The organism is Achromobacter sp. KK8 (assembly GCF_054188005.1).
Map to the genome: position 1 here is coordinate 1,256,014 of NZ_CM135178.1, position 14,864 is coordinate 1,270,877.

Sequence of the window (14,864 nt, forward strand, 5' to 3'; positions counted from 1 at the left end):
CAACGTGGCACATTCATCGCCCGCATCCGCACAGATGCCGGCGGCGCTGGACACCTTTCCAGCGCTGCTGTTCGCGCATGCCGACGTACGCGGGTCGCGGCCCGCCATACGTGAGAAGGACCTGGGTATCTGGCAAACCCTTACCTGGTCGCAAGTGGCGGAGCACGTGCGCCAGGTCGCCCACGGACTCGCGTCGCTGGGCATCCAGCCCGGCATGCACGTGGCCGTGATCGGCGAGAACCGCCCGCGCCTGTACATGGCCATGATGGCCGCGCAATCGCTCGGCGCCATCCCCGTGCCGCTCTACCAGGATGCCGTGGCCCAGGAAATGGTCTACGTGCTGCAGGACGCCGAGATCAGCGTCGCGGTGGTCGAGGACCAGGAACAGGTCGACAAGATGCTGGAAGTGCGCGAGCAATGCCCCGCGCTCAAGCACGTGGTCTATGACGATCCGCGCGGCCTGCGCCACTACACCGATGCGATGCTGCTGTCCTATGACCGGCTCGAGGAAATCGGCCGCGACTACGCCGCGCAGCATCCCGACTTCTTCGCCCGCGCGGTGGCCGCGGTGCAGCCGCACGACGCGGCCGCGATGTTCTATACCTCCGGCACCACCGGCAAGCCCAAGGGGGTGGTGTTGACGCACCATGCGCTGATCGACCGCGCCCGCGCCGTGTCCGAAATGGAAAACCTGACCGACCGCGAGGACGTGCTGGCCTACCTGCCGCCGGCCTGGATCGGGCAGAACATGTTCTCGTACACGCAGTTGCTGGTCACGGGCTTCACGGTGAATCATCCGGAGTCGCCCGACACGGTCTCGATCGACATGCGCGACATCGGGCCCACCTACTACTTCGCGCCGCCGCGCGTGCTGGAAGGCCTGCTGACCCATGTGATGATCCGCATGGAGGACGCCGGCTACCTCAAGCGCAAGCTGTTCCATGCCTGCATGAAACTGGCGCGCCGCGTCGGCACCCGCATCCTGGACGGCGAATCCGTCAACGCCTGGGACCGCCTGCGCTACGCGCTGGGCAACGTGCTGATCTACGGCCCGCTGCGCAATGCGCTGGGCATGAGCCGCGTGCGCGTGGCCTACACTGCCGGCGAGGCGATTGGCCCCGACCTGTTCGTGTTCTACCGCTCCATCGGCATCAACCTCAAGCAGCTGTACGGCTCCACCGAAACGTCGGTGTTCGTCTGCGTGCAGCCGGACGGCCAGGTGCGCGACGACACCGTCGGCCCGCCGGTGGCCGGCGTGGAGATCCGCGTGGCCGACAACGGCGAGATCCTGGTCAAAAGCCCCGGCCTGTTCAAGGAGTACTACCGCAACCCGGACGCCACGCAGGAAGCGCGCAGCGCCGACGGCTGGTTCCACACGGGCGACGCGGGCTACCTGGACACTGACGGCCAGCTCAAGATCATCGACCGCGCCAAGGACGTCGGCAAGCTGGCCGACGGCAGCCTGTTCGCGCCCAAGTACCTGGAGAACAAGCTCAAGTTCTTCCCGCACATCAAGGAAGCGGTGGCGTTCGGCGCCGGCCGCCAGGACGTGTGCGCCTTCATCAACATCGACCTGGAAGCCGTGGGCAACTGGGCCGAGCGCCGCGGCCTGCCCTACGCCGGCTATACCGACCTGGCGGGCAAGGACGAGGTCTACCAGCTCATCGCCGATTGCGTCGAACAGGTCAATGCCGACCTGGCCACCGATCCGAAGCTGTCGGCCTCGCAGATCAGCCGCTTCCTGATCCTGCACAAGGAACTGGATCCGGATGACGACGAACTGACGCGCACCCGCAAGGTGCGGCGCGCCTTCATCGCGCAGAAGTATGGCGTGCTGATCGACGCCCTGTTCGAAGGCAAGCAGTCCCAGTACATCGAAACCGAAGTGAAGTTCGAGGACGGCCGCAGCGGCAAGATCTCCGCCGACCTGAAGATCCGCCCGGTCAAGACGTTCCCCGCCATCACCGCCCGAGCCGCGTAGAGACCATGAGCAACAACGACCGCGACCAGCGCATCGGCGACGTGATGCTGGACATGCAGAACATCTCGCTGTCCTTCGGCGGCGTCAAGGCGCTGACGGACATTTCCTTCAACGTGCGCGAGCACGAGATCCGCGCCATCATCGGCCCCAACGGCGCGGGCAAGAGTTCGATGCTGAACGTCATCAACGGCGTCTACACGCCGCAGCAGGGCGGCATCGAGTTTCGCGGCGAGCGCTTCTCGCGCATGAATCCGCGCCGCGCCGCCGAAATGGGCATCGCCCGCACTTTCCAGAACCTGGCCCTGTTCAAGGGCATGAGCGTGCTGGACAACATCATGACAGGCCGCAACCTGCGCATGAAATGCGGGCTGCTGGCGCAGGCCTTCCGCCTGGGCGCGGCCGAGCGCGAAGAGATCGAGCACCGCCAGTTCGTCGAGAACATCATCGACTTCCTCGAAATCCAGGCCTACCGCAAGACCCCGGTGGGACGCCTGCCCTACGGCCTGCAAAAGCGCGTCGACCTGGGCCGCGCGCTGGCCATGGAGCCGCGCCTGCTGCTGCTGGACGAGCCGATGGCCGGCATGAACATCGAGGAGAAGCAGGACATGAGCCGCTTCATTCTCGATGTGAACGACGAATTCGGCACCACCATCGTGCTGATCGAGCACGACATGGGCGTGGTCATGGACATCTCCGACCGCGTGGTGGTGCTGGACTACGGCAAGAAGATCGGCGACGGCAAGCCCGATGAGGTGCGCGCCAACGAAGACGTCATCCGAGCGTACCTTGGCGTCGGCGGCGAAGCCGCCGTCACCAAGGACGCCGAAGCGCAGGCAACAGCCCCCGCCCCTAACCCTCCCCCCGAGGGGGAGGGAGAAAACTCACTGGCTGCACGGACTTAAGGGGCGAATGATGGGATTTTTTCTGGAAACCTTGTTCGGCGGCCTGATGAGCGGCATGCTGTACGCCCTGATCGGCCTGGGCTTCGTGCTGATCTTCAAAGCGTCGGGCGTGTTCAACTTCGCCCAGGGCGCCATGGTGCTGGTGGCGGCGTTGTCGATGGCGCGCTTCTCGGAGTGGCTACCGCGCTGGTTCGGCTTCGAAAACATGATCCTGGCCAACGTGCTGGCGTTCATCGTCAGCGCCATCGTGATGTTCCTGCTGGCGGTGGCGATCGAGCGTTTCGTGCTGCGCCACCTGGTCAACCAGGAAGCCACCACGCTGCTCATGGCCACGCTGGGCATCAGTTATTTCCTTGACGGCCTGGGCCAGATCGCGTTCGGCAGCTCGGTCTATTCCATCAACGTCGGCATGCCGAAAGACCCGTTGATGATCCTGGACTCGGTGTTCGAAGGCGGCCTGCTCATCAACCTCGAAGACCTGACCGCCGCCGTCATCGCCGCACTGCTGGTGGCGGCGCTGGCGCTGTTCTTCCAGTTCACCTCCACCGGCCGCGCCCTGCGCGCGGTGGCGGACGACCACCAGGCGGCGCAGTCCATCGGCATTCCGCTGAACCGCATCTGGGTCATCGTCTGGAGCGTCGCCGGCCTGGTGGCGCTGGTGGCCGGCATCATCTGGGGCTCCAAGTTCGGCGTGCAGTTCACGCTCTCGACCGCGGCGCTGCGGGCGCTGCCGGTGGTGATCCTGGGCGGCCTGACCTCGGTGCCGGGCGCCATTCTCGGCGGCCTGATCATCGGCGTGGGCGAAAAGCTGTCCGAGGTCTACCTGGGGTCGCTGGTGGGCGGCGGCATCGAAATCTGGTTCGCCTATGTGCTGGCGCTGGTGTTCCTGCTGTTCCGTCCGCAAGGGCTGTTCGGCGAGAAGATCATCGACCGCGTCTGACCGCAGGCACTCTGGGATACAAACATGTTCTATCGCGAAAACGGCCAATTCAAGACCAGCTATCGCGCCGACCAGCAGATCTTCCCGATCCGCCAGGACCGCGTCTTCATCTGGCTGCTGCTGGCGGTGGCGTTCATCGCCATCCCGGCGCTGTCCAGCGACTACCTGCTGCGCGCCATCCTGATTCCGTTCCTGATCCTGTCGCTGGCCGCCGTCGGCCTGAACATCCTGGTGGGCTACTGCGGCCAGATCTCGCTGGGCACGGGCGCCTTCATGGCGGTGGGCGCGTATGCCGCCTGGAACTTCGGCGTGCGCTTCCCGGGCATGCCGCTGATCGTCCAGATCCTGCTTGGCGGGTGCTTTGCCACTATCGTCGGCGTCATCTTCGGCATTCCCAGCCTGCGCATCCGCGGCCTGTACCTGGCCGTGGCCACGCTGGCGGCGCAGTTCTTCGTCGACTGGGCGTTCCTGCGCATTCCGTTCTTCACCAACTACTCGTCGTCGGGCAACGTCTCGGTGCCGCCGCTGACCGCCTTCGGCCTGCCAGTGCAGAGCGCGCTGGAAAAGTACCTGTTCGTGCTGATCCTGGTGGTGATCTTCAGCCTGCTGGCCAAGAACCTGGTGCGCGGCGCCATCGGCCGCCAGTGGATGGCGATCCGCGACATGGACGTGGCCGCCTCGGTCATCGGCATCCGCCCGATGTACGCCAAGCTCACCGCGTTCGCGGTCAGCTCGTTCATCGTCGGCGTGGCCGGCGCGCTGTGGGGCTACATCCACCTGGGTTCGTGGGAGCCGCTGGCCTTCGACCTGACGCGATCGTTCCAGCTGCTGTTCATGGTCATCATCGGCGGCCTGGGCTCCATCATCGGCAGCTTCTTCGGCGCGGCCTTCATCGTGCTGGTGCCGGTGGCGCTGACCAACGTGCCGCACATGCTGGGCCTGTCGCTGTCGGTGGACACCGCCGCGCACGTCGAACACATGGTGTTCGGCGCGCTGATCGTGTTCTTCCTGATCGCCGAGCCGCACGGGCTGGCGCGGTTGTGGAGCATCGGCAAGGAGAAACTTCGCATCTGGCCGTTCCCCCACTAATGATGGGCCCACCCCCGAAGCGCCTGCGGCGCTTCCCCCTCAAGGGGGCGCCGCAGGGGACCGGCAAAGCCGGATCCGCCGCGGCCCGGATGGTGCGGCTCCCGTTGTGATCATCGTCGGTAGTGGCGGTATGCGCGCCACGACCGACATCCTGAATACCCGGCTCCAGACCGGGCCAACCCCGGTGTCCGAGGGTTTATGACCCAAACACCACGCAGGAGGTAAATGGAGATGAAGCGTCTTAACCTGAAGTTGGCGGCAGCCTTGGTGGCCGCAGCCGGTGCCATCGGCGCCGTGGCCACGCCGGCAATGGCGGCGGAAGAGCAGTTCGTTCCGTTGCTGGTGTACCGGACCGGGTCGTTCGCGCCGCTGGGCATTCCCTGGGCCGACGGCAAGCTGGACTACCTGAAGCTGGTCAACGAACGCGACGGCGGCGTCAACGGCGTCAAGATCACCTACGAGGAATGCGAAACCGCCTACGCCACCGATCGCGGCGTCGAGTGCTACGAGCGCCTGAAGGGCAAGGGCACCGGCGCATCGGGCTTCGACACGCAATCGACCGGCATCACCTTCGCGGTCAGCGACAAGGCCATGGTCGACAAGGTGCCGGTCGAGACGATGGGCTACGGCCTGTCGCAATCGGTCGACGGCAGCGTGTTCGAATGGAACTTCCCGCTGCTGGGCACCTACTGGACCGCCGCCGACGTGATGATCCAGGACATTGCCAAGAAAGAAGGCGGCATGGATAAGCTCAAGGGCAAGAAGATCGCCCTGGTCTACCACGACTCGCCCTACGGCAAGGAACCGATCCCGCTGCTGCAGAAGCGCGCCGCCAAGGAAGGCTTCGAACTGCTGCTGTATCCGGTGACCGCCCCCGGCGTGGAACAGAAGTCCACCTGGCTGCAGATCCGCCAGGCGCGTCCGGCCTACGTGCTGCTGTGGAGCGCCGGCATCATGACGCCCACCGCCATCCGCGAAGCCCAGGCCAGCGGCTACCCGCGCGACAAGATGTACGCGATCTGGTGGGCCGGCTCCGAAGGCGACGTCAAGGACCTGGGCGATGTCGCCAAGGGCTACAACGCCATCACCATCCACAACAGCGGCGCCGACCACGACAAGGTCTATGACGATCTGAAGAAGTACGTCTACGACAAGGGCCAGGGTTCGGACAAGACGGGCAAGACCACGCTCGGCACCATCGCCCACACCCGCGGCATGATGATCTCGATGCTGCAGGTCGAGGCGATCCGCACCGCGCAGGAGAAGTTCGGCAAGGGCAAGGCGCTCACGCCCGACCAGGTGCGCTGGGGCTTCGAGAACCTGAACCTGACGCAGGAACGCCTGAACCAGCTCGGCTTCGGCCAGATCATGCGTCCGGTCAAGACCTCTTGCAGCAACCACAAGGGTGACGACTGGGCCCGCATCGTGCAGTGGGACGGCGCCAAGTTCAAGGTCGTCTCGGACTGGTACCAGGCCGACAAGACCCTGCTGGACCCGATGGTGAAGGAAGCCGCGGCGAAGTACGCCAAGGAAAAGAACATCACGCCCCGCACTTGCGAGAACTGATGTGAACCGGCGGCCGGCGCCCCACGGCGTCGGCCGCCACCAAGCCGCAGGAACCGCCATGACCGCAGCAACCACTACCGCTACTACCGCCGACACCCCCAAGGTGCTGCTCGATGTGAACGGCATCGAGGTGATCTACAACCACGTCATCCTGGTGCTCAAGGGCGTGTCCCTGCAGGTGCCGGAAGGCAAGATCGTGGCCCTGCTGGGCGCCAACGGCGCCGGCAAGACCACCACGTTGCGCGCCATCTCGAACCTGCTCAAGGGCGAGCGCGGCGACGTCACCAAGGGCCACATCCAGTACCGCGATCAGCGCATCGAAAAGCTGTCGCCGGCCGAACTGGTCAAGCGCGGCGTGGTGCAGGTGATGGAGGGCCGCCATTGCTTCGCCCACCTCACCATCGAAGAGAACCTGCTGACGGGCGCCTACACCCGCGACCTCGGCCGCGGCGACACCAGCGCGGCGCTGGACCGCGTCTACCAGTATTTCCCGCGCCTGAAGCAGCGCCGATCCAGCCAGGCCGGCTACACCTCGGGCGGTGAACAACAGATGACCGCCATCGGCCGCGCGTTGATGGCCAACCCCAACATGATCCTGCTGGACGAGCCGTCCATGGGACTGGCGCCGCAGATCGTCGAGGAGATCTTCGAGATCGTGCGCGACCTGAACCAGCGCGAGCGCGTCAGCTTCCTGCTGGCCGAACAGAACACCAACATCGCGCTGCGCTACGCCGACTACGGCTACATCCTGGAGAACGGCCGCGTGATGATGGACGGCGCGGCGCAGGACCTGGCCCAGAACGAGGACGTGAAAGAGTTCTACCTGGGCATTTCCAGCGGCGAGCGCAAGAGTTTCCGCGACAACAAGTTCTACCGCCGCCGCAAACGCTGGCTGGCCTGATCCCTGGAGCGGCGACGCCGGCGCGGTCCGGCTCGCCGCCGGCAACGACACCGCAGTACGGCACACGAGAGGGTGCTATCCCATGTCCGAGTTTTTCGATGTCCTGGAAACCCGAGCGCCCGAGCAACGCGAGCGCGACCTGATGGCGGCCCTGCCCGGCGCCATCGCCCGCGCCATCGCGCGCGCGCCGGCCATTGCCGAGCAGCTGCGCGGCATCGACCCCGCCACGGTCACCTCGCGCGCCGCGCTGGCGCGCCTGCCGGTGCTGCGCAAGCATGAGCTGCTGGAACGCCAGCAGCACTGCCGCGAACAGGCCGCGCAACCGGCCGGACCGCAAAAGGCCTTCGGCGGCTTCTCGGCCATAGGCTGGGGCGAAGCCATGCGCGTGTTCGCCTCGCCCGGCCCGATCTACGAACCTGAAAGCGCCCGCGCCGACTACTGGCGCTTTGCCCGCGCGCTGTACGCCGCCGGTTTCCGCGCCGGCGAGCTGGCCTACAACTGCTTCTCCTATCACTTCACGCCAGCCGGCTCGATGATGGAGACCGCCGCGCACGCCGTCGGCTGCACCGTGTTTCCTGGCGGCACGGGCCAGACGGAACAGCAGGTGCGCGCCATCCAGGACCTGGCGCCCAGCGGCTACACCGGCACGCCCAGCTTCCTGAAGATCATCCTGGAAAAGGCCGACGAGCTCGGGGTGAAACTGGATTCGCTGCGCCGCGCCCTGGTGTCCGGCGAAGCCTTCCCGCCGTCGCTGCGCGACTGGCTGGCCGCGCGCGGCATCGAGGGCTACCAGGCCTACGGCAGCGCCGACCTGGGCATGATCGCGTTCGAGACGCCGGCGCGCCAGGGCCTGGTGCTGGGCGAGGACATCATCGTCGAGATCGTGCGCCCCGGCACCGGCGAACCCGTGCCCGATGGCGAAGTGGGCGAAGTCGTGGTCACCACGCTGAACCCCGACTACCCGCTGGTGCGCTTCGGCACCGGCGACCTGTCGGCGGTGATGCCGGGCATCTCGCCCTGCGGCCGCACCAACACCCGCATCAAGGGCTGGATGGGACGCGCCGACCAGACGACGAAGGTGCGCGGCATGTTCGTGCATCCCTCGCAGGTGGCCGACGTGGTGCGCCGCCATCCGGAAATCCTGCGGGCACGCCTGGTGATCAGCGGCACCACCGGTTCGGACAAGATGGTGCTGCGGGTGGAATCACGCGTGCGCGGCGAAGACCTGGGCGCCCGCATCGCCGAATCGGTGCGCGACGTGACCAAGCTGCGCAGCGACGTGGAATGGGCCGAGGCCGGCTCCCTGCCAAACGACGGCAAGGTCATCGACGACATCCGCACCTACGAATAACAAGGATAAGAAGAAGAAAGGCGCGCGCCCGGGACCGGCAAAGCCCGGGCGCGACAGCGCCGCCAGCAACGGCAGGCTCAATTGCCCAGCGGGCGGGCCAGCCACTCGCGGCCCTTGAGCATGCCGTTCCAGTAGATCCACGGCAGCATCGTCGCCTTCAGGAACCAGGCGCTCTTGCGCGGCACGGTCGGGTCCAGCGGGAACGTGGGCAGCAGCTTGCCGCCATAGCCGAACTCGGCCAGCACGATGCGGCCGCGCTCGACCGTCAGCGGGCACGAGCCGTAGCCGTCGTACGTGACCGGCAGCGCATGCCCTTCGCGCACCGCCAGCAGGTTCTCGGCCACCGTGACGATCTGCTTGCGCGCCGCCGCCGCGGTCTTGGCGTTGGTGGTGCTGATGCCATCGCCCAGCCCGAAGATATTGTCGTAGCGCACATGGCGCAGGGTGGCCGGATCGACCTCGCACCAGCCGGCCCCATCGGCCAGTGCACTCTGGCGCAGGAAATCGTGCGGCACCTGCGGCGGCACCGCGTGCAGCATGTCGAATGACTTCTCGACACGGGTCACCGCCCCCTCGGCGTCCTTGACGTCGAACCAGGCCTTGCGCGCCGGGCCGTCCACCGCCACCAGCGCCGAATTGAACGCCAGCGAAATGCCGTAGCTTTCCACATAGCGCATCAGCGGCGGCACGAAGGTCGGCACGCCGAACAGCACCGCGCCGGCCAGGTCGAATTCGACATCGATACGATCCAGCACGCCGCTGCGGCGCCAGTGGTCGCACGCCAGGTACATCGCCTTCTGCGGCGCGCCGGCGCACTTGATCGGCATGGCCGGCTGCGTGAACAGTGCCTTGCCGCCTTTCAGGCCGCGCACCAGTTCCCAGGTGTAGGGCGCCAGGTCGAAGCGGTAGTTGGAACTGACGCCATTGCGGCCCAGCGTTTCCGACAGGCCCTCGACCTTGTCCCAGGCCAGGCGCAGGCCCGGACACACGATCAATTGCTGATAGCTGACGGCGCTGCCATCCGCCAGCCGGACCTGATTGGCCTCGGGTTCGAAACCGGCCGCCGCGGCCTGCAGCCAGGTGGCGCGGCCCGGCATCACCGCCCTTGTCGGCCGCACGGTCTTGGCCACATCGAACGCGCCACCGCCGACCAGCGTCCAGGCCGGCTGATAGTAGTGCTTGTCGCTGGGCTCGATGACCGCGATGCGCAGGTCCGGGCGCCGCCGCAGCAGGCTGGCGGTCACGCCGATGCCCGCTGAACCGCCCCCGACCACCACCACATCGAAATCGCGCTGCGCCTGTGCTGCCATCTGCATGCTTGTCTCCCTGCTATCGACCGGTCCGGGGTGGCCGGTTCGTCATGTATTGAATTGCCGAGTACAGCGCCATGCCGGCCACCATGGCCGCCACGAAGATCAGGGCCTCCGGCACGCCGGCCGCCGCCGCCACCAGCGCGGGGCCGGGGCAGAAACCCGCCAGCCCCCAGCCCGCGCCGAACGCCAGGCTGCCCAACGCCAGCCGCGGATCGATACGCGTGGCCGTGGGCCAATGCAGCGGCTCGCCGGACAGGCTGGCACGACGACGGCGCAACCAGGCAAAGCCCGCTGCCGTCACGGCCAGCGCACCGCCCATCACCAACGCCAGCGAAGGGTCCCAGCTTCCCGCCAGGTCCAGGAAGCCCAACACCTTGGCGGGATTGGCCATGCCGGAAACGAGCAATCCCAGCCCGAACACCAATCCCGAGAGAAACGCGAACAAGGCCACCATGTCAGCCTCCCATCAGGTGCCGCGCGACATACACGGTGGCAAACCCCGCCGCCATGAAGAGCGCCGTCGCCGCCAAGGAACGGCGCGAGCCGCGCGCCAGCCCGCAGACGCCGTGGCCGCTGGTGCACCCCGACGCGTAACGCGTGCCGATGCCGACCAACAGGCCAGCCGCGATCAGCCGCGCATTGCCCGCCTCCACCACGATCGGCGGCAGCGCGCTGCCCAACCGATACAGCCAGGGCGACAGGCACAGGCCCAGCAGGAACGCCAGGTGCCAGCCGGCATTTCGATCAGGCGGCAACAGCCCGCCGAGGATGCCGCTGATGCCTGCGATGCGGCCCGCGCCCAGCATCATGAGAACGGCGGCCACGCCAATAACCGCGCCGCCGGCAAGCGCGCTTGCGGGAGTAAAGGCGGACAGGTCGATCATGACGCGAGCGCCGCCATGGTCCGACCGCAATACAGGCTCGACAGCGTCTTCATGACCTGGTTGACCTCGAAGCTGGCCAGTTGGTAGTACACGTACTTGCCCTGGCGCCGCGTGCTCACCAGGCCTTCGTCGCGCAGCACGCCCAGCTGCTGCGACAGCGTCGGCTGGCGGATGCCGGTCAGGGATTCCAGTTCACCGACGTTGCGCTCGCCCTGCACCAGTTGGCACAGCAGCAGCAGCCGGTCTTCGTTGGCCAGCGCCTTGAGCAGCGCGCAGGCCTGGGAGGCGGATTCGCGCAGCGCGGCGACTTCGCAATCGTTCAGGGCAGTCAGCATTTGATGGGGATCAATCGGCGGGAAAGAGTTTGATCATTATATTGACGGATAAACTATCCAACAATATTATTGAAAAATATATATTGTTCTGCGCCCCTCCTTTGCTCCCGGCCCCCCCTCTCATGAACCCGCATATCCAGGCCTTCTTCGACCCGGTCACCGCCACCGTCACCTACGTGGTCCACGAGCCCGTGGCGGGCGGCGCCTGTGCCATCATCGATTCGGTGCTGGACTACGACCCCAAGTCCGGCCGCACCACCACCGCCAGCGCCGACCGCGTCATCGCCTATGTGCGCGAACACGGACTGCGCACCGAATGGCTGCTGGAAACCCACGCCCACGCCGACCACCTGTCGGCCGCCCCCTATCTGCAGCGCGAGCTGGGCGGCGTCATCGCCATCGGCCAGAGCATCCGCACCGTGCAGGGCGTGTTCAAGAAGATCTTCAACCTCGAACCCCAATTCCAACTCGACGGTTCGCAGTTCGGCCGCCTGTTCGCCGATGGCGAAACCTTCCGGATCGGCGCCCTCACCGCCAGCGCCATGCACGTGCCCGGCCACACGCCGGCCGACATGGCCTACCGCATCGGCGACGCCGTCTTCGTCGGCGACACGCTGTTCATGCCCGACGTCGGCACCGCGCGCTGCGACTTCCCCGGCGGCGATGCCCATCAGTTGTACCGTTCCATCCGGCGCCTGCTGGACCTGCCCGGCGACACCCGCCTCTACATGTGCCATGACTATCCGCCCGCCGGGCGCGAGGCCGCCTGGCAGACCACGGTGGCCGAGCAGCGCCACGCCAACATCCACGTGCGCGACGGCATCGGCGAAGACGACTTCGTCGCCATGCGCACCCGGCGCGACGCCACCCTGTCCATGCCGACCCTGATCCTGCCCGCCATCCAGGTCAATATCCGCGCGGGCCATTTCCCGCCGGCCGAAGACAACGGCGTGCGCTACCTCAAGATCCCCGTCGACGCGCTCTAGCCGGCGTCCGCGGCGGCACGGCCGGGCGCGCACTTGCGCGCCGCCGGGATATCCCGCAAGATCGGCCGGTCACAAGATTGCCGATCCGACGGAACCTCCCATGTTCGCCGAAGCCGAAGCCGACCCCGTCCTGTCCAAGGAAGCCTTCAAGCCGCTGGAGGCCAAGCTGCGCGTCGCGCTGCTCAATGCGCAGTACCAGCGCCTGCAGAAGGCCGAGAAATCCCTGCTGGTGGTGGTGGCCGGCATCGATGGCGCCGGCAAGGGCGCCACGGTCAACCTGCTCAACGAGTGGATGGACCCGCGTCACATCAGGACGCTGGCCTATGGTCCGCCGGAAGGCGATGAACTGGAACGCCCGCCGATGTGGCGCTACTGGAAAGACCTGCCGCCCAAGGGCAGCACGGGCATCGTCTTCGGTTCCTGGTACACGCCGCTGATCCGCGAAGCCGCGCGCAAGAAACCCAACCAGGACAACATCGAGGCGCAATCGGTCGCCATCCGGCGCTTCGAGGCCATGCTGGCGGCCGAGGGCGTGCAAATACTCAAGCTCTGGTTCCACCTGTCGTCCGACGCCCAGCGGGCGCGCGCCAGGCGCCTGCTGGCCAGTCCCGAAACCTCGTGGCAGGTCAGCCCGGTCGATCTCAAGGTGTACAAGAAGTACGACCGCATCCGCAACAGCGGCCAGGTCGTCATCAATCACACCGACAGCGGCCATGCGCCCTGGGTGGTGATTCCCAGCGCCGACGAGAACATGCGCGCCGCGCGCACCGCCGAGGCGGTCCTGGCCGCCATGCGCCAGCAGACCGTGCCGCGCATTCCGCCAACGTTCGTGGCCCATACCGGCCCGGCCCGCATTCTCGACCGGCTCGGCCAGCTGGACTATGACGCCAAGCTCGACCGTGAAGACTACGAGTCCGAGCTTGGCCTGCTGCAAGGCCGGCTGGCGCGCGCGGCGCGCTCGAAGAAGTTCCAGGAACGCTCGCTGGTATTGGTGTTCGAGGGCCAGGACGCGGCCGGCAAGGGCGGCGCCATCCGCCGCATCACCCATGCGCTGGACGCGCGCCAGTTCGACATCACGCCGGTGGCCGCGCCCAACAGCTACGAGCTGTCGCGCCCCTACCTGTGGCGCTTCTGGCGCCACGTGCCGCGGCGCGGCCGCATCGCCATCTTCGACCGCTCCTGGTATGGCCGGGTGCTGGTCGAACGGGTCGAGAAGATCACCCCGCCGGCGCACTGGCGCCGCGCCTACGCCGAAATCAACGACTTCGAGGCGCAACTGGCGGGCAGCGGCGCGCTGGTGCTGAAGTTCTGGCTGGCGATCACCGCCGACGTGCAGCTCGAACGCTTCAAGGACCGCGAGAAATCGCCGTTCAAGAACTTCAAGATCACCCCCGACGACTGGCGCAACCGCGACAAGTGGAAGGAATACGCGGCCGCCACCAACGAGATGCTGGCCCGCACCGACGTCAAGCATGCCCCGTGGCATCTGGTGTCGGCCAACGACAAGCGCTACGCTCGCCTGCAGGTGCTGCGGCACATCGTCGAAACCCTGGAAAACCAACTCTGACCCCAAGGAGGCCACGCGCCATGAGCTCCGCCGAAATCCGCCCCGTCGTCGCCGCCGATTTTGACGTCTGGCTGCCCCTGTGGAAGGGTTACCAGGACTTCTACCGCGTCGACATCGCCGACGCCGTCACCCGCAACACCTGGGCCCGCTTCCTCGACCCGGCCGAACCGGTGCACGCCGCCCTGGCCTACGACAGCGGCAAGGCCGTCGGCATGGTGCACTGGATTTTCCACCGCTCCACCTGGACCGCGGGCGACTACTGCTATCTGCAGGACCTGTACGTGGAACCGGACACCCGCGGCACCGGCGCCGGTCGCAAGCTCATCGAACACGTCTATGCACAGGCCGCCGCCGCCAACTGCGCCCGCGTGTACTGGCTGACCCACGAGACCAACGCCACCGCCATGCAGCTGTACGACCGCATTGCCGACCGCTCCGGCTTCGTCCAATACCGCAAGGTGCTGCCGTGAGCGCGCGCGATCCGGACTGTCCGCTGTGCCAGACCGATGGCGGCACACTGCTGTGGCGGGGACCGCACCTGCGCCTGATCGAAGTCGATGATCCCGACTACCCAGGCTTCACCCGCGTGGTCTGGAATGCGCATCTGGCCGAAATGACCAGCCTGTCGACCCATGGCCGCGATCTGCTGATGCGCGCCGTGTACGTGGTGGAGGAAACACAGCAAGCGATCCTGACGCCCGACAAAATCAACCTGGCATCGCTCGGCAACATGGTGCCGCACCTGCACTGGCACGTCATTCCGCGCTGGCGTGGCGACCGCCACTTTCCGGATCCGATCTGGGCGGCCCCGCGTATCGCGGCCGGCGCCGAGCCGGCCGGATGGGCCGAACGCCAGGCCCGTGTCCAGGCGCTGCTGCCGCGTTACCGCAATCGGCTGGTCGAAGCCATGAACGCGCTGCTGTGGCATTGAGACGGGCGGCCGCGGTACAGAACGGTCAGGCCGGCGGCGATCGAATCCATCCAAATCCTATGTAAATCAAGGCCTTCTCCGTCAGAGAACAAGCACAATTCAGGTAATATTCAACTTT

Annotated in this window: 15 protein-coding genes; 11 read left to right on the top strand and 4 right to left on the bottom strand. The window is 66.6% G+C overall.

Annotated elements, in window-relative coordinates; translation table 11 throughout:
- Positions 1-4 precede the first annotated feature (4 nt).
- The 7 genes from ACVN9Z_RS05805 (at position 5) to ACVN9Z_RS05835 (ending at position 8,730) form a co-directional block, all read left to right on the top strand.
- The gene (locus ACVN9Z_RS05805) at positions 5-1,981 is read left to right on the top strand and encodes an AMP-dependent synthetase/ligase (RefSeq protein WP_054472652.1); all 1,977 of its coding nucleotides are present in this window, start codon (positions 5-7) and stop codon (positions 1,979-1,981) included.
- Between the two features lie 5 nt (positions 1,982-1,986).
- Positions 1,987-2,883: an ABC transporter ATP-binding protein gene (locus ACVN9Z_RS05810; RefSeq protein ID WP_020925956.1), complete on the top strand. Its 897-nt coding sequence runs from the start codon at positions 1,987-1,989 to the stop codon at positions 2,881-2,883.
- 10 nt (positions 2,884-2,893) lie between these two features.
- Positions 2,894-3,823, top strand: coding sequence for a branched-chain amino acid ABC transporter permease (locus ACVN9Z_RS05815; protein ID WP_006389833.1), 930 nt, complete (start codon positions 2,894-2,896; stop codon positions 3,821-3,823).
- 24 nt (positions 3,824-3,847) lie between these two features.
- Positions 3,848-4,912, top strand: a complete 1,065-nt coding sequence (locus ACVN9Z_RS05820; protein WP_049076964.1) for a branched-chain amino acid ABC transporter permease — start codon at positions 3,848-3,850, stop codon at positions 4,910-4,912.
- Between the two features lie 225 nt (positions 4,913-5,137).
- Positions 5,138-6,478 (top strand): ABC transporter substrate-binding protein, encoded by a 1,341-nt coding sequence (locus ACVN9Z_RS05825; RefSeq protein WP_081089634.1) that lies wholly within the window; start codon positions 5,138-5,140, stop codon positions 6,476-6,478.
- 58 nt (positions 6,479-6,536) lie between these two features.
- Complete coding sequence (locus tag ACVN9Z_RS05830; RefSeq protein WP_024070679.1) at positions 6,537-7,379, top strand: ABC transporter ATP-binding protein; 843 nt, start codon at positions 6,537-6,539, stop codon at positions 7,377-7,379.
- A gap of 82 nt (positions 7,380-7,461) precedes the next feature.
- Positions 7,462-8,730: a phenylacetate--CoA ligase family protein gene (locus ACVN9Z_RS05835; RefSeq protein ID WP_024070680.1), complete on the top strand. Its 1,269-nt coding sequence runs from the start codon at positions 7,462-7,464 to the stop codon at positions 8,728-8,730.
- A gap of 77 nt (positions 8,731-8,807) precedes the next feature.
- On the opposite strand, the gene ACVN9Z_RS05840 is transcribed toward ACVN9Z_RS05835, so the two are convergent.
- Genes ACVN9Z_RS05840 through ACVN9Z_RS05855 form a run of 4 tightly spaced genes read right to left on the bottom strand, consistent with a single transcriptional unit; the run spans position 8,808 to position 11,262 of the window.
- Positions 8,808-10,046, bottom strand: a complete 1,239-nt coding sequence (locus ACVN9Z_RS05840) for an NAD(P)/FAD-dependent oxidoreductase (protein ID WP_054505674.1) — start codon at positions 10,044-10,046, stop codon at positions 8,808-8,810.
- Positions 10,047-10,059: 13 nt separating this feature from the next.
- Positions 10,060-10,497: a YeeE/YedE family protein gene (locus tag ACVN9Z_RS05845; RefSeq protein ID WP_054485596.1), complete on the bottom strand. Its 438-nt coding sequence runs from the start codon at positions 10,495-10,497 to the stop codon at positions 10,060-10,062.
- A 1-nt stretch (position 10,498) separates the two neighbouring features.
- Positions 10,499-10,927 (bottom strand): YeeE/YedE family protein, encoded by a 429-nt coding sequence (locus tag ACVN9Z_RS05850; RefSeq protein WP_409142430.1) that lies wholly within the window; start codon positions 10,925-10,927, stop codon positions 10,499-10,501.
- A complete protein-coding gene (locus ACVN9Z_RS05855) occupies positions 10,924-11,262 on the bottom strand; it encodes an ArsR/SmtB family transcription factor (protein WP_054505676.1) in 339 nt (112 codons plus the stop codon). Before ACVN9Z_RS05855 ends, ACVN9Z_RS05850 begins: the two co-directional genes overlap by 4 nt.
- 122 nt (positions 11,263-11,384) lie before the next feature.
- Here ACVN9Z_RS05855 and ACVN9Z_RS05860 point away from each other — a divergent pair, with 122 nt between their 5' ends.
- From ACVN9Z_RS05860 to ACVN9Z_RS05875, 4 genes are all read left to right on the top strand, one after another.
- A complete protein-coding gene (locus ACVN9Z_RS05860; RefSeq protein ID WP_458213220.1) occupies positions 11,385-12,248 on the top strand; it encodes an MBL fold metallo-hydrolase in 864 nt (287 codons plus the stop codon).
- A gap of 100 nt (positions 12,249-12,348) precedes the next feature.
- Complete coding sequence (pap, locus tag ACVN9Z_RS05865) at positions 12,349-13,815, top strand: polyphosphate:AMP phosphotransferase (RefSeq protein ID WP_047993189.1); 1,467 nt, start codon at positions 12,349-12,351, stop codon at positions 13,813-13,815.
- Between the two features lie 20 nt (positions 13,816-13,835).
- A complete protein-coding gene (locus tag ACVN9Z_RS05870; protein WP_006389822.1) occupies positions 13,836-14,285 on the top strand; it encodes a GNAT family N-acetyltransferase in 450 nt (149 codons plus the stop codon).
- On the top strand, positions 14,282-14,746 hold the full coding sequence (locus tag ACVN9Z_RS05875; protein ID WP_020925947.1) for an HIT family protein: 465 nt from the start codon (positions 14,282-14,284) through the stop codon (positions 14,744-14,746). The genes ACVN9Z_RS05870 and ACVN9Z_RS05875 overlap by 4 nt, the downstream gene beginning before the upstream one ends.
- The last annotated feature ends 118 nt before the right edge of the window (positions 14,747-14,864 follow it).

What these genes read in the sequence shown, in the direction of transcription:
- ACVN9Z_RS05810 (WP_020925956.1), top strand. Translation starts at nt 1,987, where the DNA reads ATGAGCAACAACGACCGCGACCAGCGCATCGGCGACGTGATGCTGGAC.
- ACVN9Z_RS05815 (WP_006389833.1), top strand. Translation starts at nt 2,894, where the DNA reads ATGGGATTTTTTCTGGAAACCTTGTTCGGCGGCCTGATGAGCGGCATG.
- ACVN9Z_RS05820 (WP_049076964.1), top strand. Translation starts at nt 3,848, where the DNA reads ATGTTCTATCGCGAAAACGGCCAATTCAAGACCAGCTATCGCGCCGAC.
- ACVN9Z_RS05825 (WP_081089634.1), top strand. Translation starts at nt 5,138, where the DNA reads ATGGAGATGAAGCGTCTTAACCTGAAGTTGGCGGCAGCCTTGGTGGCC.
- ACVN9Z_RS05830 (WP_024070679.1), top strand. Translation starts at nt 6,537, where the DNA reads ATGACCGCAGCAACCACTACCGCTACTACCGCCGACACCCCCAAGGTG.
- ACVN9Z_RS05835 (WP_024070680.1), top strand. Translation starts at nt 7,462, where the DNA reads ATGTCCGAGTTTTTCGATGTCCTGGAAACCCGAGCGCCCGAGCAACGC.
- ACVN9Z_RS05840 (WP_054505674.1), bottom strand. Translation starts at nt 10,046, where the DNA reads ATGCAGATGGCAGCACAGGCGCAGCGCGATTTCGATGTGGTGGTGGTC.
- ACVN9Z_RS05845 (WP_054485596.1), bottom strand. Translation starts at nt 10,497, where the DNA reads ATGGTGGCCTTGTTCGCGTTTCTCTCGGGATTGGTGTTCGGGCTGGGA.
- ACVN9Z_RS05850 (WP_409142430.1), bottom strand. Translation starts at nt 10,927, where the DNA reads ATGATCGACCTGTCCGCCTTTACTCCCGCAAGCGCGCTTGCCGGCGGC.
- ACVN9Z_RS05855 (WP_054505676.1), bottom strand. Translation starts at nt 11,262, where the DNA reads ATGCTGACTGCCCTGAACGATTGCGAAGTCGCCGCGCTGCGCGAATCC.
- ACVN9Z_RS05860 (WP_458213220.1), top strand. Translation starts at nt 11,385, where the DNA reads ATGAACCCGCATATCCAGGCCTTCTTCGACCCGGTCACCGCCACCGTC.
- pap (WP_047993189.1), top strand. Translation starts at nt 12,349, where the DNA reads ATGTTCGCCGAAGCCGAAGCCGACCCCGTCCTGTCCAAGGAAGCCTTC.
- ACVN9Z_RS05870 (WP_006389822.1), top strand. Translation starts at nt 13,836, where the DNA reads ATGAGCTCCGCCGAAATCCGCCCCGTCGTCGCCGCCGATTTTGACGTC.